This is a genomic window from Curtobacterium sp. MCLR17_032 (assembly GCF_003234795.2).
GTDB lineage: Bacteria > Actinomycetota > Actinomycetes > Actinomycetales > Microbacteriaceae > Curtobacterium.
Genome location: NZ_CP126268.1, coordinates 3,144,301 through 3,168,321, shown reverse-complemented (window position 1 = coordinate 3,168,321; position 24,021 = coordinate 3,144,301). Strand labels below are relative to the sequence as shown.

The 24,021-nt window shown below is 71.5% G+C and carries 20 protein-coding genes; 10 read left to right on the top strand and 10 right to left on the bottom strand.

Features of this window, described 5'->3' with window-relative positions; translation table 11 throughout:
- Positions 1-528: 528 nt before the first annotated feature.
- The 5 genes from DEI97_RS15060 to DEI97_RS15040 all read right to left on the bottom strand — a co-directional run bounded on the left by DEI97_RS15060 (position 529) and on the right by DEI97_RS15040 (position 6,953).
- Positions 529-2,238 (bottom strand): sensor histidine kinase, encoded by a 1,710-nt coding sequence (locus DEI97_RS15060; RefSeq protein ID WP_111073785.1) that lies wholly within the window; start codon positions 2,236-2,238, stop codon positions 529-531.
- Positions 2,239-2,306: 68 nt separating this feature from the next.
- On the bottom strand, positions 2,307-3,002 hold the full coding sequence (locus tag DEI97_RS15055; protein ID WP_110824090.1) for a response regulator transcription factor: 696 nt from the start codon (positions 3,000-3,002) through the stop codon (positions 2,307-2,309).
- A gap of 88 nt (positions 3,003-3,090) precedes the next feature.
- The gene (locus DEI97_RS15050; protein ID WP_111073784.1) at positions 3,091-4,788 is read right to left on the bottom strand and encodes a DNA repair helicase XPB; all 1,698 of its coding nucleotides are present in this window, start codon (positions 4,786-4,788) and stop codon (positions 3,091-3,093) included.
- A 58-nt stretch (positions 4,789-4,846) separates the two neighbouring features.
- The gene (locus DEI97_RS15045; RefSeq protein WP_111073783.1) at positions 4,847-6,622 is read right to left on the bottom strand and encodes a helicase-associated domain-containing protein; all 1,776 of its coding nucleotides are present in this window, start codon (positions 6,620-6,622) and stop codon (positions 4,847-4,849) included.
- Positions 6,623-6,650: 28 nt separating this feature from the next.
- On the bottom strand, positions 6,651-6,953 hold the full coding sequence (locus DEI97_RS15040) for a multidrug ABC transporter ATPase (RefSeq protein ID WP_146248054.1): 303 nt from the start codon (positions 6,951-6,953) through the stop codon (positions 6,651-6,653).
- 53 nt (positions 6,954-7,006) lie between these two features.
- Between DEI97_RS15040 and DEI97_RS15035 the strand changes: the two genes are divergently transcribed.
- Positions 7,007-7,384, top strand: a complete 378-nt coding sequence (locus DEI97_RS15035; protein WP_111073781.1) for a cold-shock protein — start codon at positions 7,007-7,009, stop codon at positions 7,382-7,384.
- Between the two features lies 1 nt (position 7,385).
- Positions 7,386-7,949, top strand: a complete 564-nt coding sequence (locus DEI97_RS15030; protein WP_111073780.1) for a DUF3027 domain-containing protein — start codon at positions 7,386-7,388, stop codon at positions 7,947-7,949.
- Positions 7,950-8,054: 105 nt separating this feature from the next.
- On the opposite strand, the gene serC is transcribed toward DEI97_RS15030, so the two are convergent.
- Positions 8,055-9,173: a phosphoserine transaminase gene (gene serC / locus DEI97_RS15025; RefSeq protein WP_111073779.1), complete on the bottom strand. Its 1,119-nt coding sequence runs from the start codon at positions 9,171-9,173 to the stop codon at positions 8,055-8,057.
- 194 nt (positions 9,174-9,367) lie between these two features.
- On the opposite strand from serC, the gene DEI97_RS15020 reads away from it, so the two are divergent.
- The 5 genes from DEI97_RS15020 (at position 9,368) to DEI97_RS15000 (ending at position 15,249) form a co-directional block, all read left to right on the top strand.
- The gene (locus tag DEI97_RS15020; RefSeq protein WP_111073778.1) at positions 9,368-10,063 is read left to right on the top strand and encodes an iron-dependent transcriptional repressor DtxR; all 696 of its coding nucleotides are present in this window, start codon (positions 9,368-9,370) and stop codon (positions 10,061-10,063) included.
- 293 nt (positions 10,064-10,356) lie between these two features.
- Positions 10,357-12,333 carry an alpha/beta hydrolase gene (locus DEI97_RS15015; RefSeq protein ID WP_111073777.1) on the top strand — a complete coding sequence of 659 codons (1,977 nt, stop codon included), beginning with the start codon at positions 10,357-10,359 and terminating at the stop codon, positions 12,331-12,333.
- Positions 12,334-12,473: 140 nt separating this feature from the next.
- Entirely contained in the window at positions 12,474-12,872 is a 399-nt protein-coding gene (locus DEI97_RS15010; RefSeq protein WP_146248053.1) for a hypothetical protein, read from the top strand.
- A 430-nt stretch (positions 12,873-13,302) separates the two neighbouring features.
- On the top strand, positions 13,303-14,331 hold the full coding sequence (locus DEI97_RS15005) for a C40 family peptidase (protein ID WP_111073775.1): 1,029 nt from the start codon (positions 13,303-13,305) through the stop codon (positions 14,329-14,331).
- A gap of 423 nt (positions 14,332-14,754) precedes the next feature.
- Positions 14,755-15,249, top strand: coding sequence for an HNH endonuclease (locus tag DEI97_RS15000; protein ID WP_111073774.1), 495 nt, complete (start codon positions 14,755-14,757; stop codon positions 15,247-15,249).
- A 100-nt stretch (positions 15,250-15,349) separates the two neighbouring features.
- Here the strand turns inward: DEI97_RS15000 and DEI97_RS14995 are convergent, their stop codons facing one another.
- Both DEI97_RS14995 and DEI97_RS14990 read right to left on the bottom strand, forming a co-directional pair.
- Positions 15,350-16,828 carry a PepSY-associated TM helix domain-containing protein gene (locus DEI97_RS14995; protein ID WP_111073773.1) on the bottom strand — a complete coding sequence of 493 codons (1,479 nt, stop codon included), beginning with the start codon at positions 16,826-16,828 and terminating at the stop codon, positions 15,350-15,352.
- Between the two features lie 12 nt (positions 16,829-16,840).
- A complete protein-coding gene (locus DEI97_RS14990; protein ID WP_111073772.1) occupies positions 16,841-17,461 on the bottom strand; it encodes a DUF5134 domain-containing protein in 621 nt (206 codons plus the stop codon).
- Positions 17,462-17,602: 141 nt separating this feature from the next.
- Between DEI97_RS14990 and DEI97_RS14985 the strand changes: the two genes are divergently transcribed.
- The 3 genes from DEI97_RS14985 to DEI97_RS14975 are packed head-to-tail and all read left to right on the top strand — an operon-like array spanning position 17,603 to position 22,102.
- Positions 17,603-17,812 (top strand): heavy-metal-associated domain-containing protein, encoded by a 210-nt coding sequence (locus tag DEI97_RS14985; protein ID WP_111073771.1) that lies wholly within the window; start codon positions 17,603-17,605, stop codon positions 17,810-17,812.
- A complete protein-coding gene (locus tag DEI97_RS14980; protein ID WP_181439140.1) occupies positions 17,805-19,862 on the top strand; it encodes a cytochrome c oxidase assembly protein in 2,058 nt (685 codons plus the stop codon). The genes DEI97_RS14985 and DEI97_RS14980 overlap by 8 nt, the downstream gene beginning before the upstream one ends.
- Entirely contained in the window at positions 19,859-22,102 is a 2,244-nt protein-coding gene (locus DEI97_RS14975; RefSeq protein WP_258376630.1) for a heavy metal translocating P-type ATPase, read from the top strand. Before DEI97_RS14980 ends, DEI97_RS14975 begins: the two co-directional genes overlap by 4 nt.
- A 125-nt stretch (positions 22,103-22,227) precedes the next feature.
- Here DEI97_RS14975 and DEI97_RS14970 read toward each other — a convergent pair whose 3' ends face one another.
- Positions 22,228-22,947: an ABC transporter ATP-binding protein gene (locus DEI97_RS14970; protein ID WP_111073769.1), complete on the bottom strand. Its 720-nt coding sequence runs from the start codon at positions 22,945-22,947 to the stop codon at positions 22,228-22,230.
- Positions 22,944-24,020, bottom strand: a complete 1,077-nt coding sequence (locus tag DEI97_RS14965; RefSeq protein WP_111073768.1) for an FtsX-like permease family protein — start codon at positions 24,018-24,020, stop codon at positions 22,944-22,946. The genes DEI97_RS14970 and DEI97_RS14965 overlap by 4 nt, the downstream gene beginning before the upstream one ends.
- Position 24,021 lies beyond the last annotated feature (1 nt).

The window sequence follows — 24,021 nt, the reverse complement described above, 5'->3', positions numbered from 1 at the left end:
TCGCACGACAGGCCGTCAGGCGGACGCCCGGGTCGCACGGAGTGCTGCTCGCGACGGGGGTGGGCGGCAGTTTCCGCGACCTGGGCGGCGGGCGGTGGAAGGGCCTCCCGGCCGAGGGTGGCAGGGCGCAGTTGGCGAGGTCGCACGACAGGCCACCAGGCGAGCGCCCGGGTCGCACGGAGTGCTGCTCGCGACGGGGGTGGGCGGCAGGTCCTGCGACCTCGACGACGGGCGGTGGAAGGGCCTCCCGGGCCGCTCCCCATGAGGTCGCACGACAGGCCGTCAGGCGGGCGTCCGGGTTGCACGAAGTGCAGCTCGCGACGGGGGCGGGCAGCAGTTTCCGCGACCTGGACGGCGGGCGGGCCCCCGGCCAGGGCCAGGGCCAAGGCCAAGGCCGAGATGCGACCGGCGGGGTTGCACGACATGCCGTCTAACCGGCGCCGAGGTTGCACGAAGTGCCGCCTGGAGCGGGCTACCGCGGCAGTTCGTGCGACCTCGGCGCGGGCGGAGGCGGAGGTGCGCCGACCGTCAGGACAGGGCGGGAGTGGCGGGCGCGCCCTCGCGCGGCAGCAGCGGCAGCCACACGCGGAAGGTGGCACCGCCGCCCGGGGTGTCGAACACCTCGACCGACCCGTGGTGCGCGTGCACGATGCCCGACACGATCGCGAGTCCGAGGCCCGAGCCGCCGGTGTCCCGCGCGCGCGAGGTGTCGGCACGCCAGAAGCGCTGGAAGATCTTATCGCGCAACTGCGGCGGGATGCCCTCACCGTGGTCGATGACGTCGATGTGGGCCATCTCGCGCTCGTCGTCCACGCCGATGCCGATCTCGATCGGGTCGTCGTGCTCGGTGAACCGCATGGCGTTGCCCATGAGGTTCGTGACGATCTGGCGGACCTTGTTCTCCTCTGCCAGGACGATCGGCGGCCGCTTGGGCAGCACGATCGTCGGCAGGGGAGTGGTCTCGTCGGTCGGGTTCTTGGTGTCGAGGCTCATCGCCCGGGTGCGCCGAGCCCTGAGGCGCGCGATCGTCTGACGTGAGAACGCGATCGGCCCGGTGGTGTTGAGCGGCGGCGAGGCGGGGACGGACGGGCTGCCGGAGACCTCGACGGCGGCACCGAAGGAGCTCATCGGCCGGACCGCCTGCGGGACGTTCTCGCCGGTCAGCGAGTCCTCGACCAGGACCTGGATCTCACGGTCCGGGTTGGAGGCCATCGTGTCGAGCGCGGAGTCGCGGGCGATGGTGACGAGGTCGACCGGGCCGAGCTCGAGCGGCTTCGACTCGTCGATGCGGGCGAGCTGCAGCAGGTCCTGCACCAGGAGGCCCATGCGCTTGGCCTCTTTCTCGATGCGGTCCATCGCCTGCGCGACGTCCTCTTCCTTGCGGAGCGCACCCATCCGGTAGAGCTCGGCGTACCCACGGAGGGACACCAGCGGCGTCCGGAGCTCGTGCGAGGCGTCCCCGACGAAGCGGCGCATCTGGTCGATCGTGCGCTCGCGGTCCTCGAACGCGTCGTCGATCCGCTCGAGCATGGCGTTGAGGGAGCGGTTCAGCCGGCCGACCTCGGTGTTCGGGGTGTCCGCGTCGAGGCGCTGGTTGAAGTCCCCGGCAGCGAAGCGGGCAGCTGTGTCCTCGACGTTCCGCAGCGGGTCGAACGTGGCGGTGACCAGGAGGCGCGTGAGCATCGCCCCGAGCAGGATCACCGAGATGCCGAACAGCAGGAAGATGACGGTGAACTGCGCGATGGTCTGGTCGGTGCCGGCGCTGGAGACCGCGACGAGCACGTAGCCGGTCTCGGTGGCCCCGGTGGAGAGGTTCTGCAGGTTCGCGGGGATGACCTGGGCACGCCACTCGTGGTTGTGCTGCTCGTCGTACAGGCTGAAGGGCGCCGAGGTGGAGGCCGCCGACGAGAAGCGCACGCGGGAGACGTCCGGCTGCGACGGCGACTCCGTGTCGCAGATCTGCTTGCCACGACCGTCGTACGCGGCGACGTAGGAGCTCTTCTCGAGCACCATCGACAGCTTGCAGTACTGCTCACCGTCACTGACGTTCTGGCCTTCGAGCTGCGAGCTCGTGGTCGTCACCTGCGTGTCGAGCTGCCGCATCAGGTACGTACTCAGCACCGTCATCGTGCCGAGCCCGGCGACGAGCAGGCCGAGCGCGACCAGGAGGACGGTGATCCCGGTGATCTTGGTGCGGAGGGAGATCGCGTCCCACCAGTGACTCATTCGCGCGTGCATGCTTCCCCAACAGTAAGCGGCGGCCGCCGGGGAGAACCCGACGGCCGCCGACAGTCAGCTGTGACTGCTCAGGAGGCCTTGGTCGCCTTGAGCATGTAGCCGAAGCCACGCTTGGTCTGGATGATCGGCTCGGCCGAGTACTGGTCGAGCTTCCGACGGAGGTACGAGATGTAGGACTCCACGATGCCGGCGTCGCCGTTGAAGTCGTACTCCCACACGTGGTCGAGGATCTGCGCCTTCGAGAGCACGCGGTTCGGGTTGAGCATGAGGTAGCGGAGCAGCTTGAACTCGGTGGGGGAGAGCTCGATCTGCGCATCGCCGATGGTGACCTCGTGCGTGTCCTGGTCCATCGTGAGTTCGCCGGCGCGGATGATCGCGTCTTCTTCGTCGTTCATCGTCCGGCGCAGGATCGCCTTGATGCGGGCGACGATCTCGTCGAGGGAGAACGGCTTCGTCACGTAGTCGTCGCCGCCGACCGTGAGGCCGGTGATCTTGTCCTCGGTGTCGTCCTTCGCCGTGAGGAAGAGGATCGGCGAGGTGTAGCCCGACGAACGGAGGCGCTTGGTGACGCCGAACCCGTTCATGTCGGGGAGCATGACGTCGAGGATGATGAGGTCCGGCTCCTCTTCGAGCACGGCGGAGATCGCCTGTGCCCCGTTCCCGACCGCCCGCACGGCGAAACCGGCGAAGCGAAGCGAGGTCGTGAGGAGATCGCGGATGTTCGGCTCGTCGTCGACGATGAGGATCTTGGGTCCGTCGGTCATGTGACCATCATCTGGCTGTTCCCTGGCCGCTTCCTGGGAGCCGTTCGTGTGTCGTCTAGGGACCGGGCGCAACCGGCGGCAACCGTCCCTACGCGACGGGAGCGGCCAGCTGGTCGGCGTCGAGGATCGTGTACGAGTACCCCTGCTCCGCCAGGAACCGCTGCCGGTTCTGCGCGAAGTCCTGGTCCACCGTGTCGCGGGTCACGAGCGTGTAGAACGACGCCGGCACGCCGTCCTTGTTCGGCCGGAGCAGACGCCCGAGCCGCTGGGCCTCTTCTTGCCGGGACCCGAACGAGCCGGACACCTGGATCGCCACGGTCGCGTCGGGCAGGTCGACCGAGAAGTTCGCGACCTTCGACACGACGAGCACGTCGATGCTGCCTTCGCGGAACGCCTGGTACAGCCGTTCGCGCTCGTCGACGGGCGTCGCACCGGTGATCTCGGCGGCGTCGAGGGACGCTGCGAGTTCGTCGAGCTGGTCGATGTACTGCCCGATCACCAGGATCTGCTCACCGCGGTGCTTCTCGATGAGGTCGCGGACCACGGGGGTCTTCGCCGGGGACGTCGCTGCGAGTCGGTAGCGCTCGTCGTCACTCGACGCCGCGTACTCCAGGCGGTCCTCGTGCGACAGGTCGATCCGGACCTCGTAGCACTCGGCGGGGGAGATGTATCCCTGCGCCTCGATCTCCTTCCACGGGGCGTCGTAGCGCTTCGGCCCGATCAGGGAGAACACGTCGCCTTCGCGACCGTCTTCACGCACCAGGGTCGCCGTCAGTCCCAGGCGTCGACGGGCCTGGAGGTCCGCCGTCAGCTTGAAGACCGGTGCGGGCAGCAGGTGCACCTCGTCGTAGACCACGAGCCCCCAGTCGAGCGCGTCGAGGAGCGAGAGGTGCGTGTACACGCCCTTCCGACGGGCCGTGAGGATCTGGTACGTCGCGATCGTGACGGGTCGGATCTCCTTGACGCTGCCGGAGTACTCGCCGATCTCGGCCTCGGTCAGGGTGGTGCGGCGGAGGAGCTCCGTCCGCCACTGCCGTGCCGAGACGGTGTTCGTGACGAGGATGAGCGTGGTCGCCTTGACGGTCGCCATCGCCCCGGCACCGACGAGGGTCTTGCCGGCGCCACAGGGCAGCACGACGACGCCGGAGCCCTGCTGGAAGAAGCTGTCGACGGCCTCGTGCTGGTACGGCCGGAGGTCCCAGTCCGCGGTGTCGAGGTCGATCTGGTGCGGCTGCCCGGGGGTGTAGCCGGCGAGGTCCTCGGCCGGCCAGCCGATCTTCACGAGCTCCTGCTTCACCTGTCCGCGGGCCCACGCCTGCAGCTCGACGGCGTTCTCGGAGCGACGTTCGCCGAGCAGCGGCTGGATGCGCTTGGACCGGACGACCTCGGCGAGGACCGCCGGGTCCGACGCGGTGAGCACGAGGGCGGGCTGCTGCTCGAGCTCCTCGCCCGGGGAGTTCGCGATGACGGGGGCGTCCTCGCGCTCTTCACGCCGGATGACGAGCCGGCCGTACCGCGAGACGGTGTCCTCGATGTCCACCGTCACGCTCTGCGGCACCGGGAACTTCGCGAACCGTTCGAGCGTGTCGATCATCGACGCTGCGTCGTGCCCGGCAGCACGCGCGTTCCACAACCCGAGCCGCGTGATGCGGTACGTGTGCACGTGCTCCGGGGCGCGTTCGAGCTCGGCGAACACCGCCAACGCGTGCCGGGCGTCCTCAGCCTGAGGGTGCGCGACCTCGAGGAGCACGGTGCGGTCACTCTGCACGATCAGCGGTCCGTTCATGACGGATCAGCCTAGGCGGCGCAGCCGGTGCGTGACCCGGTTGTCCACAGCACGACCGTCAGGCGTCGCTCTCGATGCCGACGACGAGGGACAGCGGCAGCGTCCGTTCGACGTCGACCGCCGTGTCCTTGCCCCGGACACGTCCGGCGGCGACCGAGGTCGGCACGATCGAGAACGGTCGTTCCGATCCGTCCGGCATCCGCACGGTGACGCGGATCGGCGTGCGACCACGCACCGCCATGTCGATCTGCCGCGCCAGCCACTCCTGCTCCGGTTCCGCGTCGCCGCGTTCCGTCGTCAGACGCAGACGCTCGACCAGCGCCCGTGCCGCCTGCTCCGGGGACCGGCTCGGTGCGCGTCGTCGGACGGGAGGCCCGGATCGCGTCTCCGGGCGCGCCCCCGCCGCGAGCACGGCCGGGTACCGCTGGTCCTCGAGCGCACTCGCCACGACGTGCGGCGGGTACTTCGTCACGAGGGTGGTCAGGTCGGGTCGCTCCCACGCCAACTGTCGGAGTTCGGCGTCGACCCCGATGAGGTCGAGCTGCTCCGGGGTGCCGTGCAGCACCGAGCCGAGGTCCCCCTCGCCACGGTCCACCACGACACTGCCGTCACGGGTCGCGACCTGGTCGATCAGGTAGGTCAGCGGCTGCGGGACCTCGGTCGCGCCGATCCGGGTGAACAGCGCCACCACGTCGTCGCGGGTGCGGCCGTCACGGAGGGCACGGCGGATCGAGTCCTCCGACACCCGGTAGCGCGCCGCGAGTCCGGGCGCCTCGAGGTCGGCGACGGCTCGGAGGTCGTCGTCGTCGGCGGGCGCGAGCGGACCCGGTGCGATGACGGTGAGGTCCGGCTGCAGGTACACCCCGTCGACGGTGCCGGGCAGGTCGGCCGCGGCGGCAGCACGGGCGGCGTCCGGGTCGTCCTCGAGCAGGGCCCGACCGGTCGTGGTCAGACGCCCGTCGACCGCGAGCCCCAGGACCCGGGCCGTGCCCGAGGCGTCGAGCAGTGCGGCGTCGAGCCAGCGCGAACCGGCCGGGTACGCCCAGCGACCGAGCGAGACCAGGTCACCGAGGTCGTCGTCGGCGAGGCCGAGGACCTCGGCCACCGCGGGGTCGAGCGCCGCCCGCCAGTCGTGCACGACCGTGGCCCAGCGTTCCGGCCACGAGGACCGCAGCCAGGTGTGCCCGGCGTCCGAGACCTTCCACGAGCCGTCCTCCGGATGTGCGGCCCCGATCCGGTCGAGCAGCGCCAGACGGTCCGGCACCGCGGCCGCGTCGGCACCCGCGCGCTCGCCGAGCTGTCGGGCGAGGGGCGCACCGATGCCGCCCTTCGCGAGTTCCCGCACGGCACCGGCGTCGGCGGCGCGGAGGAGCTCGGCCAGCACCGTGAGCGTCTCGAAGGCGTGCTCGGCACCGGCAGCGCGGGAGCGGTCGTCGTCGGCGACCGACTGGCGGTCGGAGGTGTCGGGGCGGTCCGGTGCCGTGCCTCCCGGAGCGTCCGTGACGAGATCCGGGCGTGCGGCGAGTCGTGCGGCGACCGCGTCGTCCACCGCACCGGAGTCGTCGGCGAGGCCGAGCGCGACGGCCGGGGCGAGGTCGTCCGGTGAGCCACCGTCACGGAGTGCGACCAGCGCACGGCGCGGGAGCCGCTCGATCGCGGCGTCCACCGCGTCGTCGGTGCGGAGTGCCTCGGCCAGGTCGAAGAAGTCCGCGATGTGCTGCGGACCGGACTCGCCGAGAGCGGCGGTCGGGAGTGCGCGGGCCAGAACGAGTCGTTCCAGCGCGTCGTCCGGGAGCTCGCGCAGTCGTGCGGCGAGGTCCGTCGTGGTCGTCATCGTCCTTCGCCGGCGTCCGGGGCGGACGTCAGCGCGCCTCTGCGCGGTGCTGCCGGGCCTTGCGCGTCCAGGTGATGGCCAGGAGCGTCAGCATGAGCACGAAGGCGATCGGCGGACCGAAGTAGACCACCCCGAGTGCGACCGGCCAGATGCCGTCGCCGGGGATCTGCTTCATCGTCAACCACCCGATGATCATGACGACGAAGCACGCCAGGATGAGGCAGACGATCCCCCCGACCATGAACGCGAGCGTGCGTTCGGTACGATTGGACGTCGCCGGGGGTTCCGCAGCAGTGCGGGGGTCCCCGGTGGATCGGGTCGGCTTGGCCATCGACCCAGGATATCCGACGCACCGCGGCCGTCCATGTAACGAGGAGTCCCAGCATGCCCAGCGGCAAGGTCAAGTTCTACGACGACCAGAAGGGCTTCGGCTTCATCTCCGGAGACGACGGCGACCAGGTCTTCCTGCACGCCTCCTCCCTGCCCGACGGTGTGACCACGGTGAAGGCCGGCACCAAGCTCGAGTACGGGGTCGTGCAGGGCAAGAAGGGGACCCAGGCGCTGACCGTCCGGATCCTCGAGGCCCCGCAGTCCCTCGCCAAGATGACCCGCCGCTCCGCCGACGACATGGCCGTGATCGTCGAGGACCTCGTGAAGGAACTCGACCGGATCAGCGGTGACCTGAAGCGCGGTCGCTACCCGAAGAACGGTGAGCGGATCGCCACCATCCTGCGACACGTCGCCGACCAGTTGGACGCCTGAGATGACCACCGACCTCACCGAGCTCGCCCGCGGCGCACTGCTCGAGATCACCCCGGAAGCCACCGTCGGCAGCCCCGCCGGCACCGTGGACGAGGGCGACGGCGTCGTCTCCGTCCTCTTCGCCAACCGCATGCCCGGCTACCCGGGGTGGCGCTGGACCGTCAGCATCGCCCACGTCGAGGGTGACGAGCCCACCGTGCTCGAGGTCGAGCTGATGCCCGGCGACGGGTCGCTGCTCGCCCCGGAGTGGGTGCCGTGGTCCGAGCGGCTGGCGGACTACCGCGCGGCGCAGGACGACGAGGGCGACGAGGAGTCGGACGAGGACGAGGACGACGACTTCGACGCGGACGACGACGATGACGAGTCGGACGACGATGACGAGTCGGACGACGAAGACGACGACGAGTCGGATGACGATGACGATGACGACGAGGACGACGTCCCGCCGCCTCCCGCCCGTGGCCGCCGCCGCACCCGCCGTGTCCGCCCGGTCGACCCGGACGACGACCTGGACCTCGAGCAGCTCGACAGCACCGAGGTCGACCCCGGCTTCCACCGTTCCTGACCCCGCAACACGCGCTGTTTCCCTGAAACGCAACGGGGGCGGCATCTCGCAGCGGTACTCCGTTGCGTGATGCCGCCCCCGTTGCGTTTCGCGAGAGGGTGCGGGCTAGCTCGCCAGGGCAGCGACCACGTGGTCGATCGCCTGCGTCAGCAGTCGCACGTCGTCCGGGTCGATCGCGGTGAACGTCGCGACGCGGAGCTGGTTGCGGCCGAGCTTCCGGTACGGCTCGGTGTCGACGATGCCGTTCTGGCGGAGCGTGGCGGCCACGGCCTTCGCGTCGACGGAGTCGTCGAGGTCGATCGTGACGACGACCTGCGACCGGTGCGCCGGGTCGGTGACGAACGGCGTCGCGTAGTCGGACGCCTCGGCCCAGTCGTACAGCGTCGCGGACGACGTCTTCGTGCGGAGGTCCGCCCACGCCAACCCGCCGGACTGGTTCATCCACCGCACCTGGTCGTCGAGGAGCAGCAGGGTCGTGATCGCCGGGGTGTTCAGCGTCTGGTTCAACCGGCTGTTGTCGACGGCGTTCTTGAGCGACAGGAACTCCGGGATGTACCGGCCCGACGCGGCGATCCGCTCGACGCGCTCGATCGCGGCGGGGGAGAACAGCGCGAGCCAGAGCCCGCCGTCCGAAGCGAAGTTCTTCTGCGGCGCGAAGTAGTACACGTCCGTCTGGTCGACGTCGAACGCGGCACCACCGGCAGCGCTCGTGGCGTCGACGACGGTGAGCGCGCCGGGGTCCCCGGCGGCGCGGACGACCGGGGCCATGACGCCCGTCGAGGTCTCGTTGTGCGGGTAGGCGTAGACGTCGACGCCCGCGACGATCTCGAGCTCGGCGCGGGATCCGCCCGGGGCCTCGACGACGTGCGGCGCCTCGAGCCAGGGGGCGCCGGCAGCCTTGGCGAACTTCGACCCGAACTCACCGAAGGACAGGTTCTCGGCCCGGCGCTCGATGAGGCCGAAGGCCGCGGCGTCCCAGAAGGCGGTCGACCCGCCGTTGCCGAGGACGACCTCGTAGCCGTCCGGCACCTGGAACAGGTCGGCGAGGCCCTGGCGGACCGATCCGACCAGGTCCTTGACGGGCTTCTGGCGGTGCGAGGTCCCGAGGACCGTGGCGCCGCGGGTGACGAGGGTCTCGAGCTGCGCTCCGCGGATCTTCGACGGACCACATCCGAAGCGGCCGTCGGTGGGGAGGAGGTCGGCTGGGATGACGATGTCTGCCATGGGCCGATCCTAGCGACGGCGCGGGTCCGCCCGACCTGGACCGACCGGACGGGACGGCGGACCGGCGGCTGTGTGGCGGGGCCGTGCCGGGCCTCCCGTCCGCCGTCCGCGCACAGCGCACGGTGTCGGTGCCGGCTGGTCGGTCCCAGCAAGTAGTGTGGGTCGGGCTGGGCCCGGACCATGAGAGGCGGACCGTGACCGATCTCGTCGACACCACGGAGATGTACCTCCGCACCATCCTCGACCTCGAAGAAGAGGGGATCGTGCCCCTGCGCGCCCGGATCTCGGAGCGCCTCGGCCACTCCGGTCCGACGGTGTCGCAGACGATCGCACGGATGGAGCGCGACGGCCTCGTCGTCGTCTCCGGGGACCGGCACCTGGAGCTCACCGACACCGGTCGTTCCCGCGCCACCCACGTGATGCGCAAGCACCGGCTGGCGGAGCGCCTGCTCGCCGACGTCATCGGCCTGGACTGGGCGTTCGTCCACGACGAGGCCTGCCGCTGGGAGCACGTGATGAGCGAGCAGGTGGAAGTGCGCCTGCTGGAGATGCTCGGCAACCCGACGGAGTCGCCCTACGGCAACCCGATCCCGGGGCTGGCGGAGATCGGTGGCCCCACGGCTGCCGGGTTCCTCGACGGCGTGCACAACATCGTGGCCGCGACCGACGACACCGACGCCGTGGCGACCGGGGTCATCCGCCGCCTGGGCGAGCCCGTGCAGTTCGAGCCGGAGCTGCTGCACCAGCTGCGGTCGGCCGGCGTGATGCCGGGCCGGACGGCCAGTGTGCAGCGAGCCGGGGCGTACGTGTCGGTCCGCGTCGAGGGCGAGGACTCGGGCATCGAGCTGCCGACCGAGGTCGCGCAGCACGTCTACATCAGCGTCGACTGACGTCTCCTCGCCCGCCGCACCGAGGGGCAGGAACGGTCTCCCCTGTCCGGGCGTGCCCCGTCCGTTCCCTGGACGCCCGTCGGACGCGGGTCATCGTCGGCGAGGACGCGCCGACGACGGGACCCGACGGCCGGCGGGTGAAGGGCGTGGTGGCCGCGCTCGAGATCAGCGGCCGGGACGACGTGCTCTGAGCGCGCCGTGCTCCGGCGATCAGAGCGGCGGTCCTGCTCACAGGCACACGGGTGAGGTAACCTGCGCCAGGGGGAACTGCAACGCCGACCGGGGGAGGGACAGTGGCGGACATCGAGTTCGACGCAGGCGACGCGAAGGCGATGGCCCGGACTGCGCGGGCGGCCGCCGAGACGCTGCGCGGGCAGAGCGGATCGCGGTCGTCGGCAGCGGAGTCCGCGCTCGCGGACTTCGCCGGGTCCTACGCCGACCGGTTCCAGGACGCCGTCGTGATCGAGTCCGAGGACCGGTCGAAGCTCGTCGGCGTGCTCACCGACCTCGCCACCGCGGTCGACGCCGCCGTCGCCGCTGCCGAACGTGAGCGCGAGCGCATCCGCGAGCACGCGGCGTGGACGGCGCGGGAGAGCGAGCGTCGAACGGCAGCGGTACAGTCCGGTGTCGGGGTCCTCGCCGACGCCGTCGTGGACACCTGGGACGCCGTCGTCGACCGGGAGCCGTCGAACGAGCCCGGCACCCGACCCGTCGTCGACGCGGAGTTCCGAGCGCGGGAGCGCGCGCGGTACGCCGGGGGCGGCAGCGGGGGGAAGAGCTCGGCTGATCCCGCCGCGCTGCGCGGGTTCGTCTCCACCACGTCCGGCCTGGACATCGCGGCGCACACCGAAGCGGTGAGCGTCCGCTCGGCGTGGAACACCTTCACGTCCTCCTGCGGATGGGTCGACTTCGACCGGAAGAGCGTCGCCCAGGGCTTCGAACGGTACGTCGACGAGAACGGCGAGGACCGCTTCTGGATGACGAAGACCGCGGGCGCGTTCGAGGACGCCGGAGGTGGTTCGCTGTCGGACGTCCTGCTCGACATCGCGACGATGGGCCAGCGCGCTCCCGCGGTACAGGCGCTCTTCGCCTCGGGTCTCACCCCCGCGGAGGTCGCTGCGAAGTGGGCGGAACTCGGGCTGACGAAGGCCGACCGAACGGCGCTCGAAGGGCTGCCGACGTCGGTGCTCGCACAGCTCGGCAACCTCGAGGGCGTCCCCTACTGGGCGCGGAGCACCGCGAACACGGTCGTGCTCAACCAGCGGATGGGCGACATCGAGCTCGAGCTCGACCGCCTGGAGGCGTCCCTCCCGTTCTCCCGCGACGCGTCGAACGCGGTGCTGGCACGGATGGCCGTGCTGGAGAAGGACCTGAAGTCGCTGCGGAACGTCAACGCGGCTCTGGCGAAGCCGAAGGACGCCGAGGGAGCGCGGTCGCTCATCTCTCTGACCGACGACCACCCGCCGCTCGCGTCGGTCTCCATCGGCGACCTCGACACCGCCGACGACGTGACCTGGGCCGTCCCGGGCATGGACACGACCACGGCCGACATGAGCAGCTGGACCCGGGCTGCGCAGAACATCTACGACGAGCAAGGACGGAGTGGGAACCCGCCGGACCGAGCGGTGCTCGCCTGGATCGGCTACGAGGCGCCTGACGCCACCACCGTCCTCGGGATGGGCAAGGCCGAGGCCGGTGCGCCTCGGCTGGCCGCGTCGATCAACGGCCTCGGCGCCGTGCGAGCCGGACGGATGCCCGAGACCAACGTCGTCGCGCACTCCTACGGCACGACCGTCTCGGCACAGGCGCTCTCGACGACGGACGCGCACGTCGACCGGTTCGTGGCGCTGGGGTCCGCCGGCCTGCCGAACGGGGTCGACTCGGCCGGCAAGGTGCACGCCGAGCACGTCTACGTCGGCCAGGCACGGAACGTCCTCCCCGACGAGGCCGGACAGGGCGACCACCTCGCAGCGCTGGGACGCACGGCACCCGGGCACCACGTGGACCCCTCCCGAGAGGCCTTCGGTGCGACGGTCTTCGGGACGGACTCGAACCCCGCCGACGCGGCGGACCGGAAGCCGGTCCTCAACCACGACCCGCTCACCGGTGACCGGTCCGGCTACCTGGACGCCGACACCGAGTCCGTGTACAACGTGGGGCGGGTCACGACGGGGCACGAGGACGATGCGACCGCGTACCACCCGAAACCACCGACGAAGCGAGACCAGGACCTGATCGACGGGAAGCCCTGGTGGATGGCGGGACGATGACGACGACGACCACCACACGATGGACCACGGCGAGGCGCGCCGTCGCGGGCGTCCTCGTCATGACGGCCACCACCACCGTGCTCGCAGGCTGTGTCCTGCGGGGACCCGACACCGCAGCACAAGGACGAACGGAGCCGACCGTGGACGCCGACACCGCGAAGCAGCAGATGATCGAAGCCGTCGACGACGCCACCAAACGACTCGGTGGGGAGTGGAAGGCGCGCACCGGCCCGGACTACCCGGAAGACTGCGAACTCGAGGACGGCACGCCAGGGGCGCAGTGGCGCTACCTGACCGGGAGCACGATCGAGGGGTCGCCCGACGAGGACGCCACCCGCATGGAGGAGCACTGGAAGTCCCAGGGGATGCAGGTCGTCCGCCGCGAGTCGAGCGACGGTCCGGCGGTCATCGGCAGCGGTGGCGGGAAGATCGCGTCGATCAGCGCGTACGCGTACCCCGGGAACTACACCGTGCAGGCGGTCTCGCTGTGCTTCCCCGGCAACGCCGACGACATCGCCGAGGACCTCTCCGGCGAGTGACGTGTCGCCCGCCAGCACAGCCCGGGCCGAGGTGCCGGGCGTCACAGCACGAGGGTCTGTTGGTGGACCGGGATCGCCGCGGTGAGCTCACGCCTGGGTCCCCGTGGTGGCGAACCATACGGGGTACGAGCCGGGGGTACAAGACCGGTTCTGGGCCGATCTGCATGGTCCGGCCCGCCTGAGAGAATCGGTAAGACCCTCTGACCAGGGTTTCTTCACCGAATCGTTACCGGATCACGGTTTCATCTCGACATGGCGACAGTGCACCCGTACACTCGACGAGTCCCCGGGAGCAGCGATCGCGGGGGCCCGTGGCAGGACGTCTCATGACCCGTCTCCTGCCTGAGTCGGAAACGATGACGAACGGATGGGGTCGTACGCGCCGGGCCACCCTCCCGGCGGGTGCTGACGAGGCGCCGGAGACTCCCCCTTGACTAACACCGGAACCGCCGCGGACGACTCGACGACCGCGAACCCGACGAACACCGGTGACGCCGCAGCTCCCCTCACCCGCAGGGCAGCACGCGAAGCAGCGGAGCGCGCCTCCCGCCGCCCGCTCGCCCGCACGGCGTCCACCCCGGCCCGCACCTCCTCCGCACCGGTCGCCCGCACGCAGGCCCCGCGCTCGGCGTCCACCCCGGTCCGTGCCGGTAGCGCCCTCGGCGTCGCCCCCACCGCGACCCCCGTCGCGAAGCCGACCGCTGCCTCGCGCAAGCGCCGCTTCATGGCCCCCGTGGTCCTTGCGGTCGCCGCCGGCATGTTCGGCACGATGGCCGTCCCCGCCGCCTTCGCGAGCACGCAGCCGAGTACCACCGCCGAGACGGCCCAGCAGTCGCTCGTCGCCGCCCAGTCGCAGGAGTTCGACGTGTCGGCAGCAGCCGGCGTCGCCGACACCTCGCGCGACGGCTTCGATGCGACCTCGACCGCGACGCTCACCGCCCGCGCCGACGCCGAGCGTGCGAAGCAGGTCGAGGCCGCCCGCGCCGCCGCTGCCGCCCAGTACGCCTACAAGGGCAAGACGGCGAAGGACTACCTCGCCAGCTCGACGACGAACACCGCGACCACGACGTCGTCTGCTGCGTCGGCGGCCACCCCGGTCCCCGCCGGAACGCCGTTCTCGCTGCCGGCTGTCGTCGCCACCGCGAAGCAGTACATCGGCACCCCGTACGTCTTCGGTGGCGCCACCCCGGCCGGCTTCGACTGCTCCGGGTACGTCATGTACGTCTACGCGCAGTACGGCATCAACCTGGCGCACTCGGTCCCGCTGCAGGACCAGGCCGGCACGACGATCCCGACCTCCGAGGCCCAGCCCGGCGACGTCGTCATCTTCAACAACGAGGCGCACGACGGCTTCTACATGGGCAACGGCATGATCATGGACGCCCCGAAGCCCGGCGGCGCGGTCTCGATCCGCCCGATCTGGACGAGCGACTACCACATCGTCCGCTTCGGGATCTGACGACCAGACCCCACCCTCCGGTGACCCCGTCCGACGCGCTGCCGTCGAGCATGTGAACACCGTCAGAACCGGCCCCGCACCTCTCGTGCGAGGCCGGTTTCTGGGTTAGCCTGCACGCATCGGTTCGACTCGACCCGAACGGGAGACCACATGTCGACGTCACGCACGACCCGCACCATGGGTCGGCGCGCGCACGTCGACATACGGACGACCACAGCCTGCGTGCCCCGGCACGCGCGCGACTGACCAGAGCACTGCCCTGACGGGTGGTGCTCTTCGTGTTTGCGGACCTCCCCGCCCCTGGCGGAGCGGTCCGGCCGGCCCCTGCCCCGGGGTGCCGGTGGCTCTGATCACCCGCTCGACGCCGATCGGCCCGGTGCCCGTACCGCCTGGAAGCCGTCCAGGCACGTCGGAAGGGAACCCATGCGCACTCTCGTCCTCAACGCCGGTTACGAGCCCCTCGCGGTGATCTCGTTCCGTCGAGCCCTGGTCCTCGTCATGAACCAGAAGGCCTCCGTCGTGGCCGCCGACACCATGCACCCGGTCACGGGCGCGGCCGTCAGCTTCGACCGTCCGTCCGTGATCATCCTCACCCGGTACGTGCGGATCCCGCAGTCCCGGCTCATCCCGGTGTCCCGCCGCGGGGTCCTCCGCCGCGACGCCAACCGCTGCGCCTACTGCGGCCGGAACGCCACCACGATCGACCACGTGCAGCCCAAGTCGCGCGGTGGTCGGGACTCGTGGGAGAACCTCGTCGCGTGCTGCCTGGCGTGCAACAACGTCAAGGGGGACCGCACTCCGCGGGAGATGGGCTGGGCGCTGCGCTTCCCGCCGAAGGCCCCGCACGGATCGGCGTGGGTGGTGCGCGGCATCGAGCGTCCGCAGCCGGACTGGGACGAGTACCTGGTCGCCGCGTAGGCGGCGTCGCTGCCGCGAGGCGGACGGGAGGCCCGTGGTGCGGTGACCACGGGCCTCCCGTCCGACGTCGGCTCGCCGACACCTCGCGCTGCGGAGTGCGTCATCGTCCCGGGGGAGTCGGCGTGGCTCGAGGCGGGCGCGAGCGGCTGGTGAGGAGGACGTCGGCGACGACGAAGGCGAGCAGGGTGACGCCGAGCGTGGGCAGGAACGCGCCGATGACGATCGCGCCGACCGCCACGAGACCGGAGCCCCACCACGGTGCCTTCGCGAGGGCGCCGGCGGCGGGGGCCCGCCCGACGCGCCCACCGGTCGGCCGGCGCTGCCACCACATGACGTAGCCGAAGACGACCATCACGGCGATGCCGAGCGCGGTGACGAACAGCAGGATCTGGTTCGGCAGTCCCCACATCGTCCCCATGTGCGTGTCGATGCCCCACCGGGCGAGCTTCGCGGGCAGTGAGTAGGTGTCGAAGTCCGTCTCGGACACCACGCTCATGTCGCGCGGATCGATCGCGACGGAGTTCACCGCGGTCGGGTAGGACCGCTTGATCTCCGCGACCGTCCACGCCTGGTCCGCCGACGTCGGTGGGGTGATCTGCACCTCCGAGGAGTGGATGTTCGCGTGCTCGGCCGCTGCGAGGACGTCGTCGAACTCCGCCGGCGTCACCGATGCGGACCCGGCACCGGCCGCCGCGGCTGGAGCGTGGTGGGCGGCGTGCGCACCGCGGGCGGGCGCGGCGCCGGCGTCGGGGAGTGCGGTGTCCAACGTCGGGGTGCCCCAGCTGAGCGCGGAGCGGAGCTGGTCGACGTTGGCGCCGCCGTACTGCGACCAGGTGATCCCGGTCGCGGACAGGAACAGCGCACCGAGGAGCAGCCACACGCCGGTCGAGGCGTGCCAGGAGGAGGTGCGCCGATAGCCGCGCACTCCCCTCGCCGGGCGGACCATGTCACGCTTCGCTCGGGTCTTCCGGATCCGGGCCACCCACAGGCCGAGCCCGGCCAGGGAGACGACGCCGAGCCAGGACGCTGCGGTCTCGCTGTAGAGCCGGCCGACGTCACCGAGGAACAGGGACCGGTGGAAGGTGTCCACCCAGGTGCGGAACGGCAGTGCTCCGGAGGTGCCGTAGACGAGCAGGTCACCACGGACATCGGCGGTACCGGGGTCGATGAAGACCGCACGGTCCTGGGAGTCCATCAGCCCCGCTTCCGCGTACATCACCCGCGTCGTGGCGCCGTGCTCGGGAGCCGGGCGGACCGCGGCGAGGGTGTCGTCGGGGTGGTGCCGGTCGATGTAGGACTGGGCCGCGTCGATCTGTTCCGCCAGTGGCTTCGCCGCAGCGGCCGACGGCGCGGTGAGCTCGTGCCGGTACAGACCGTGCTCGATCGTCGGACCCAGTGCGTACACGGCACCGGAGAGTGCGGCGATGAGGATGAACGGGCCGACGAAGAGGCCGGCGGAGAAGTGCAGGCGGAGCAGGAGCTGCCCGAACCAGCCGCGCTGTCCGTCCCGCGACGACCGCGGTGTCGAGGGGGCAGCCGGGGGCGTGGTGGCGGTGGGGCGGTCGTCGGTGGCGGTCATGGCTTCCGGTCCTCAGATCGTGGGGATGAACGAGAGCGCCATGCCGGCACTCATCAGCAGCAGGAGCACGCCGTCCAGGCGCGCGAGTGGGTGTTGCCGGACCCGCGCGGACGCGGTCAGACGCGCCAGCAGCCAGATGGTCGCGGCCGCGAACACGACGACGAGGACCCAGCGGATCGGCGTCCATCCCGCCCACGCGGCGTGCATGCCGCCTCCGCCGCCGGTCATGTCCATGTCCGGCATCGACATCGCCGTACCACCGGCCATCGGCAGCATCATGACGCCCATCACGATCATCGCCGCCATCATCACCACGTGGTAGGCCACCACCAGTCGGCCGGAACCCCCCGGCCCGTGGTGCGCGTGCCCGCCGTACCGGCCGTGGCCGAGCGTCAGGACGAGGTAGAACAGCGTCGCGGCCGCGAACACGACGACCTGCAGGACCGGTGGTGCGAGGGTCGTGCCCCATGACCAGGGCATCGCGAGCATCGCGACGCTCATCAGCACGTGGAAGACGTCGCTGAGCCACGAGACCCCGGTGCTCCCGGAACGGACGGTGAAGCCGAGGTACCCGACCGCCGTCACGGCGAACACCACCGTCAGCAGGACGGACAGCGGCAGGCTGTGTGACACGGGGACGGACCTCTCGTCGCGGGAGTGAGCGGCGCCACTCTACAAGTTGTAGAGACATTTTTTCTACGTCATGTAGAGTCGCGGCACGATCGACGGGCGGTGGACCAATGCTGGCATTCTACGTCTTGTAGAATGCTTCCCATGGAGCGCTTCGAGTACCACGTCGTCGGGATGACCTGCGAGCACTGCGAACGTCGCGTCGCCGGCGAACTCGGAGCCATCGACGGCGTCGTGTCCGTCACCGCGGATGCCGCGATGGGTCTCGTGGTCGTCAGCGCACCGAGCCGGCCCGACCCTGCGGCGGTCGCCGGAGCGGTCGACGAGGCCGGCTACGAGCTCGCCGGTGCCTGACACCCGGGCACCGCTGGACCCGGACGCGTCGTCGGGCCCGCCGTTCCGCGGAGCGGCGGTGGTCCGCGCGCTGCCCTGGGTGGGAGCCGGTGTCGCCGTGGTCGTCGTCGCGGTGGCGGTCGAGATGCTCGGGTCGTCGTCGTACGACCGGCTCAGCCGCGGGTACCCCGGCACGGTGACCGCGATGGCGAGCGCGCTGCTCCGCCTCGTCGCGGACGTCGCCGGCGGCCTGACCGTCGGGGGCCTCGTCACGGCAGCGTTCCTCACTCCCCGACGGTCCCGGGCCGTCGTCGACAACCACCGCGACCTCGCCGTCGTCCGGCCGGCGGCCACCGTGTGGGTGACCGCTGCCGTGCTGCTGATCGCCGTGGACGCCGCTGATGCGAACGGACAGCCGATCGCGAAGCTGCTCGAGCCGGGAGCGATCGGGTACCTGGTGCAGGCCAGCTACCTGCCGGGCGCGTGGATCGTGGTGGCGTGCATCGCGGTCACGATCCTCGCCGCCGCCTTCGTGGTCCGCAGCTGGGTCAGTGTCCTGCTCCTGGCTGGCATCGGCGCCGTCGGGCTGCTCGCACCCGTGATGGTCACCCAGGTCCTCGTCGGCCCGAACCACGACTTCGGGGGCGACGCCGCCGTGTTCGCCGCTCCCGCGTTCGGCATCTGGATCGGCGCGACCGCCAGCCTCACCCGTCGCTGGCGGAGCGGGAGACCCGGCCGGACCACGCTCCGTCGGTACCGCGTCCTCGCGCTCGCGGCCTGGGGCGTGTGGCTGACCGGGTCCGTCGTCATCGCCGCCGTCGAACTCGCCGGCACCGCGCCGTGGGCCGTGCCGACGGGGATCCTGTTCGCCGTCCAACTCGGCGTCGTCTCGGCAGTCGCCGGCCCGGTCCTTCTCAGCACGCGGCGGTTCGCGACCCCCGGCGCTCCGGCTGCGCTGTCGGCGGTGCTGTTCCTGGCGGCCGGGATCGGTGTGGTCATGACGCGGATCCCGCCGCCGGTCTACTTCGTGCCCACCGACGCGCAGCAGCTCTTCCTCGGCTACCGGGTCGACACGCCCCTCACCCCCGTCACGCTCTGGACCGCGGGCCGGGTCGACATCCTCTTCCTCGTCATCTCCCTGGTCGGTGTCGGTGCGTACGCGGCTGCCGTCGTCCGGCTCCGGAGGCGGGGCGACCACTGGTCGAACGGCCGGACCAGCGCGTGGATGCTCGGTTGGGTCACCGTCGTCATCACCACGTCGTCCGGGGTCGGCCCGTACTCGTCCGCGTCCTTCGCCGTGCACATGGGGCTGCACATGAGCCTGAACATGCTCGGTCCGCTGCTGCTCGTCCTCGGCGGCCCCGTCACCCTGTTCCTCCGAGCGACGACGGCGCACCGTCGCGACGACTTCGCCGGCCCCCACGAGTGGCTCGTGGCGGTGACGCACTCGAGACTGCTGCGCGCGACGTACAACCCGGTGTACGTCCTCGCCGTGTTCGTGGGGTCGTACTACGTGATCTACCTCACGCCGTTCTTCGGCTGGGCGATGCGGTACCACTGGGCGCACCAGGCGATGACCCTGCACTACCTCGCCATCGGGTACGTCTTCTACGCGCTCATCATCGGCGTCGATGCGCCGCCGCGTCCGCTGCCGCACATCGGCAAGCTCGGGCTGGTGCTCGCAGCGATGCCGTTCCACGCGTTCTTCGGCGTGGTCGTGATGACGAGCACCGACCTCCTCGCCGGGACGTACTTCCAGTACCTCGACGTCCCGTGGATCGGCAGCCTCGCCCACGACCAGTACGTCGCCGGCGGCATCGCCTGGGCTGCCGGCGAGCTGCCGCTCATCGTGGTCGTCATCGCCCTCGTCACCCAGTGGGCGAAGCAGGACGCCCGGCAGGCGAAGCGCACCGACCGGCACGCCGACCGGGGCCTCGACGACGACCACGAGCAGTACAACGCCCTGCTCGGCCGACTCACCACCCGCGACGACGCGGGCCCGTCCACCGATCGCGAGCCCGCTGACGGCCGGCCGACGCTGATCGTCACCGATCACCGGGAGCAACCGTGACCACGACCACATCGCCCCTCGTCGGAGAACGCCTCGAGCTCGACATCGGCGGGATGACCTGCTCCGCCTGCGCCAACGCCATCGAGCGCAGGCTGGGCAAGCTCGACGGGGTCACCGCCTCCGTCAACTTCGCCACCGAACGCGCCACCGTCAGCGGGCTCGGACCCGCCGACGCCCCGGTCGCGATCGCCCAGGTCGAGCGCGCCGGCTACACCGCCGCCGTGCACACACCCGGCGACGACGCGTGGAGCGCACGAGCCGCGGAGACCCGGACCACGACGCTCCGCCGACGCCTGACCGTCGCGGCGCTGCTGACGATCCCGCTGTGCGACGTCACGATCATCCTCGCCCTCGTGCCCGCCTGGCGGTTCCCGGGGTGGCAGGCGCTCTGCGTCCTCCTCGCGGTCCCGATCGTCACGTGGGCGGCATGGCCGTTCCACCGGGCGACGCTCCGCGGGCTGCGGCACCGCAGCACGAGCATGGACACGCTCGTCTCGCTCGGGGCCGTCGTCTCGTTCGGGTGGGCGCTCTGGACCCTGTTCGTCGACCCGGCCACCACCCCGGGCTACTGGCTCGGCTTCGGCACGACCCCCGCGGGGGCCGACTCGATCTACCTCGACGTCGCGGCCGGCATGGTGACGTTCCAACTCGCCGGCCGCTACTTCGAGAGCCGCAGCCGCCGACGCGCCGCTGACGTCCTCGAAGCCATCGGCGACCTCGGCGTCACCGAAGCGCAGGTCCTCGTCGACGGCGAGGAGCGCACGACGCCACTCGGCGCCGTCCGCGTCGGCGACCACGTCGTCGTGCGCCCCGGCGGCCGGGTCCCCGTCGACGGCACCGTGACGGACGGTGCCGCCAGCGTCGACACGTCCGCCATGACCGGTGAGTCCGTCCCGGTCGAGACCGCCGCCGGTGACCGGATCGTCGGTGGCACCCTCGTCCAGGACGGCCGGCTCGTCGTCCGTGCCGACGCGGTCGGCACCCGGACCCGCCTGGCGCAGATGGCGGCGGTCGCCGACGACGCGCAACGCCGGAAGGCCGCGGTGCAGCGGACCGTCGACCGCGTCACGAGCGTGTTCGTGCCCGTCGTCATCGGCATCGCCGTCCTCGTCGCCGCCGGTTGGCTGACCAGCGGCGCACCCGTCGCGACCGCCATCACCAACGGCGTCGCCGTCCTCATCATCGCCTGTCCGTGCGCGCTCGGGCTCGCCACGCCCACGGCGCTCATGGTCGGCGTCGGCCGCGGCGGCCAGCTCGGTGTCCTCATCAAGGGCCCCGACGCCCTCGAGGCGAGCGGACGAGTCGACACCGTCGTGTTCGACAAGACCGGCACCCTGACGACGGGTCGGATGACCCTCACCGCCATCGACACGTTCAGCACGGACGCCGACACCGCACTGACGACCGCCGGCGCCCTCGAAGCGGCGTCCGAACACCCGATCGGCAAGGCCGTCGCCGCCGCGGCCACCGCACGGGTCGGCGCACCGGGGCCCGTCGAGGACTTCGTCGCGCACGCGGGCCTCGGCGCCTCCGGATCCGTCGCCGGCCGGCGCTGCGTCATCGGCCGGCGTGCGCTCCTGGAGGACACCGGAGTGGTCGTCAGCGACCGTGTTGCTGCCGTCGCTGCAGAACGGGAAGCGTCCGGCGCGACCGTGGTGCTGCTCGCCGTCGACGGTGCGGTCGCTGCGGTCCTCACCGTGCAGGACACGCTCCGGCCCGGCGCCGTCGAGGCCGTCACGCAACTGCGGGCGCTCGGGCTCCGCACCGTCCTGCTCTCCGGAGACTCGGAGACCACCGCCGCGGCCGTCGGAGCGGAAGTCGGTGTCGACGAGGTGATCGCCCGTGTCCTGCCCGACGAGAAGGCGGGGCACGTCGAACGGATGCAGGCGGACGGACACCACGTCGCGATGGTCGGCGACGGTGTCAACGACTCCGCGGCGCTCGCCACCGCGACCCTCGGCATCGCCGTCGTCCAGGGCACCGACATCGCCATGAAGGCCGCCGACGTCATCATCGTCCGCGAAGACCTCCGTGCAGTCGTCGACGCCGTGCAGCTCTCCCGCAGGACGCTCCGCACCATCCGGGTCAACCTGGTCTGGGCGTTCGGCTACAACGTCGCGGCGATCCCACTCGCCGCGGCCGGCCTGCTCAACCCGCTGATCGCGGCGGCAGCGATGGCGCTCTCCTCCACGCTGGTCGTCTCGAACAGCCTGCGGCTGCGCTCCTACGGTCGGTCGTGACGGCCCCGTCCTTACGGGACCGGCCGCCGCGGCTGCGGCGTCTCTGCCGCGAGGCGGACGGGAGGCCCGTGGTGCGGTGACCACGGGCCTCCCGTCCGACGCCCGCCCGGCTCGTACCGGACGTGTCAGCGCGCGCCGGTCGCCATGAGCGGCGCCACCGCAGGCTGCGCGACGTCCGTGATGCTGCCGTCGACCAGGGTGACGAGTCCGTCGAGGGTGCCGCGGTGGCCGAGGTCGTGGGTGACGAGCAGCGTGGCGGTGCGCTGTTCGTGCGTGAGCTGCGCGATGAGCGCCATGATCGCCGCGCCCCGCTCCTGGTCGAGTGCGCTGGTCGGCTCGTCGACGAGCAGGACGGAGGGTTCGTTCACCAGCGCCCGGGCGATCGCGACACGTTGCCTCTGGCCGCCAGAGAGCTGCGCGGGACGCTTGCCGCCGTGCTCGGCGAGTCCGACCGCGTCGAGCAACTCGTCGGCACGGCGGCGGACCGCGGCACGACGTCGGTGTCCGTCGCCGCCCAGCTCGGCCATCACGAGCAGCTGCTCGCGCGCGGTGAGGGCGGGCACGAGGTTCGACTGTTGGAACACGATCCCGATCTCGGTACGCCGCAGCGCCGTGGCCTCGTTCCGGGTGAGGGCGGCCGCGTCGACGTCGTCGATCCACACGTGCCCGGAGTCGGGTCGGATCAGGGTCGCGGCCACGGCGAGGAGGGACGACTTGCCGGAGCCGGACGGGCCGGTGATGCCGGTGACGACCCCGTCCGGCGCTGACAGTGAGACGTGGTCGACGGCGGTGGTGCGGGAGTCGCCGTCCGGGTAGGTGAGGGTGACGTCGTCGAGTCGGATCATCGGTTGCTCCCGAGGGCGGTGAGGGGGTCGGCGCGGGTGACGGTGCGGAGCGCGACGGCGGCGCCGGCGAGTCCGAGGACGACCATCACGCTCGCCGGCAGGGCGGTGGTGAGTGGGCTGAGCAGGAACGGCAGGGCCCCGCCGGCGAGCGCCCCGAGGACCGACACGAGACCGATCCCGACACCGATGCCGACGACCAGGACGACGAGGGCCTGGCCGAGGGCGTCGCGGACGAGGGACGCGTCCGAGGCTCCAAGCGCCTTGAGGACGGCGATGTCGGCCGAACGCTGCATGGTCCAGACCGTGAAGAACGCACCGACGACGAGCGCTGAGACGCCGAAGAGCATGACGATCATCAGCCCGAGCGACCCCACCTCGGACGTGAAGGTCTGGAGGGCCGGCAGGCTCATCAGCGGCGACGCGGCCGCGGTGTGGGTGCGAGCCGCGGCAGCCGCCCAGTCCGGTGTCCCGGAGACGGCGAGCACCGTGGCGGTCCCGTCGCCACCGAGCCGGCGGTCGGCCTGCGCCCAGGCGTCGGGGGAGAGCGCCACGACCGGCGTGTGGCTGTACCAGGCGTCGCCGCCGACGGTGGCGACCCGGTAGGTGGTGCCGGTGATCGTGACGCGGTCCCCGACGCCCACGTGGAGGTCGGCCGCGGCGCCGGAGGACAGCCCGACCGTGTCGTCGGTGGTCGGCGCCAGGTCGGTGGTCATGGACCCCGGGGCGCCGTGCGGGACGCCGAAGAGGGCGACGGCGGACGAGCCCCGCGCACCCGTTGCACGGCCTTGGGCGATCCCGACCGGGGTGACCCCGTCCACGCCAGCGGTGTCCCGCCACGCGGCCACGGTCGACGTGCCGATCGAGGACTCCGAGAACGACGGCTTGCCGTCCACCGGCTGCTGGAGGACGAGCCGGTCCCCGGGGAGCCCGAGGACGGCGGACACGTCCTGGGTGGCGAGCCCGCCGGTCAGCCCGGCGAGGAACCCGACCAGCAGGGTGATCAGGGCCACGACGGACCCGATCAGCACGAAGCGGCCACGGGCGGACCGGAGGTCACGCCAAGCGACGAACACG

Coding starts and splice junctions, on each gene's coding strand:
- DEI97_RS15060 (WP_111073785.1), bottom strand. CDS start 2,238: ATGCACGCGCGAATGAGTCACTGGTGGGACGCGATCTCCCTCCGCACC.
- DEI97_RS15055 (WP_110824090.1), bottom strand. CDS start 3,002: ATGACCGACGGACCCAAGATCCTCATCGTCGACGACGAGCCGAACATC.
- DEI97_RS15050 (WP_111073784.1), bottom strand. CDS start 4,788: ATGAACGGACCGCTGATCGTGCAGAGTGACCGCACCGTGCTCCTCGAG.
- DEI97_RS15045 (WP_111073783.1), bottom strand. CDS start 6,622: ATGACGACCACGACGGACCTCGCCGCACGACTGCGCGAGCTCCCGGAC.
- DEI97_RS15040 (WP_146248054.1), bottom strand. CDS start 6,953: ATGGCCAAGCCGACCCGATCCACCGGGGACCCCCGCACTGCTGCGGAA.
- DEI97_RS15035 (WP_111073781.1), top strand. CDS start 7,007: ATGCCCAGCGGCAAGGTCAAGTTCTACGACGACCAGAAGGGCTTCGGC.
- DEI97_RS15030 (WP_111073780.1), top strand. CDS start 7,386: ATGACCACCGACCTCACCGAGCTCGCCCGCGGCGCACTGCTCGAGATC.
- serC (WP_111073779.1), bottom strand. CDS start 9,173: ATGGCAGACATCGTCATCCCAGCCGACCTCCTCCCCACCGACGGCCGC.
- DEI97_RS15000 (WP_111073774.1), top strand. CDS start 14,755: ATGCGCACTCTCGTCCTCAACGCCGGTTACGAGCCCCTCGCGGTGATC.
- DEI97_RS14995 (WP_111073773.1), bottom strand. CDS start 16,828: ATGACCGCCACCGACGACCGCCCCACCGCCACCACGCCCCCGGCTGCC.
- DEI97_RS14985 (WP_111073771.1), top strand. CDS start 17,603: ATGGAGCGCTTCGAGTACCACGTCGTCGGGATGACCTGCGAGCACTGC.
- DEI97_RS14970 (WP_111073769.1), bottom strand. CDS start 22,947: ATGATCCGACTCGACGACGTCACCCTCACCTACCCGGACGGCGACTCC.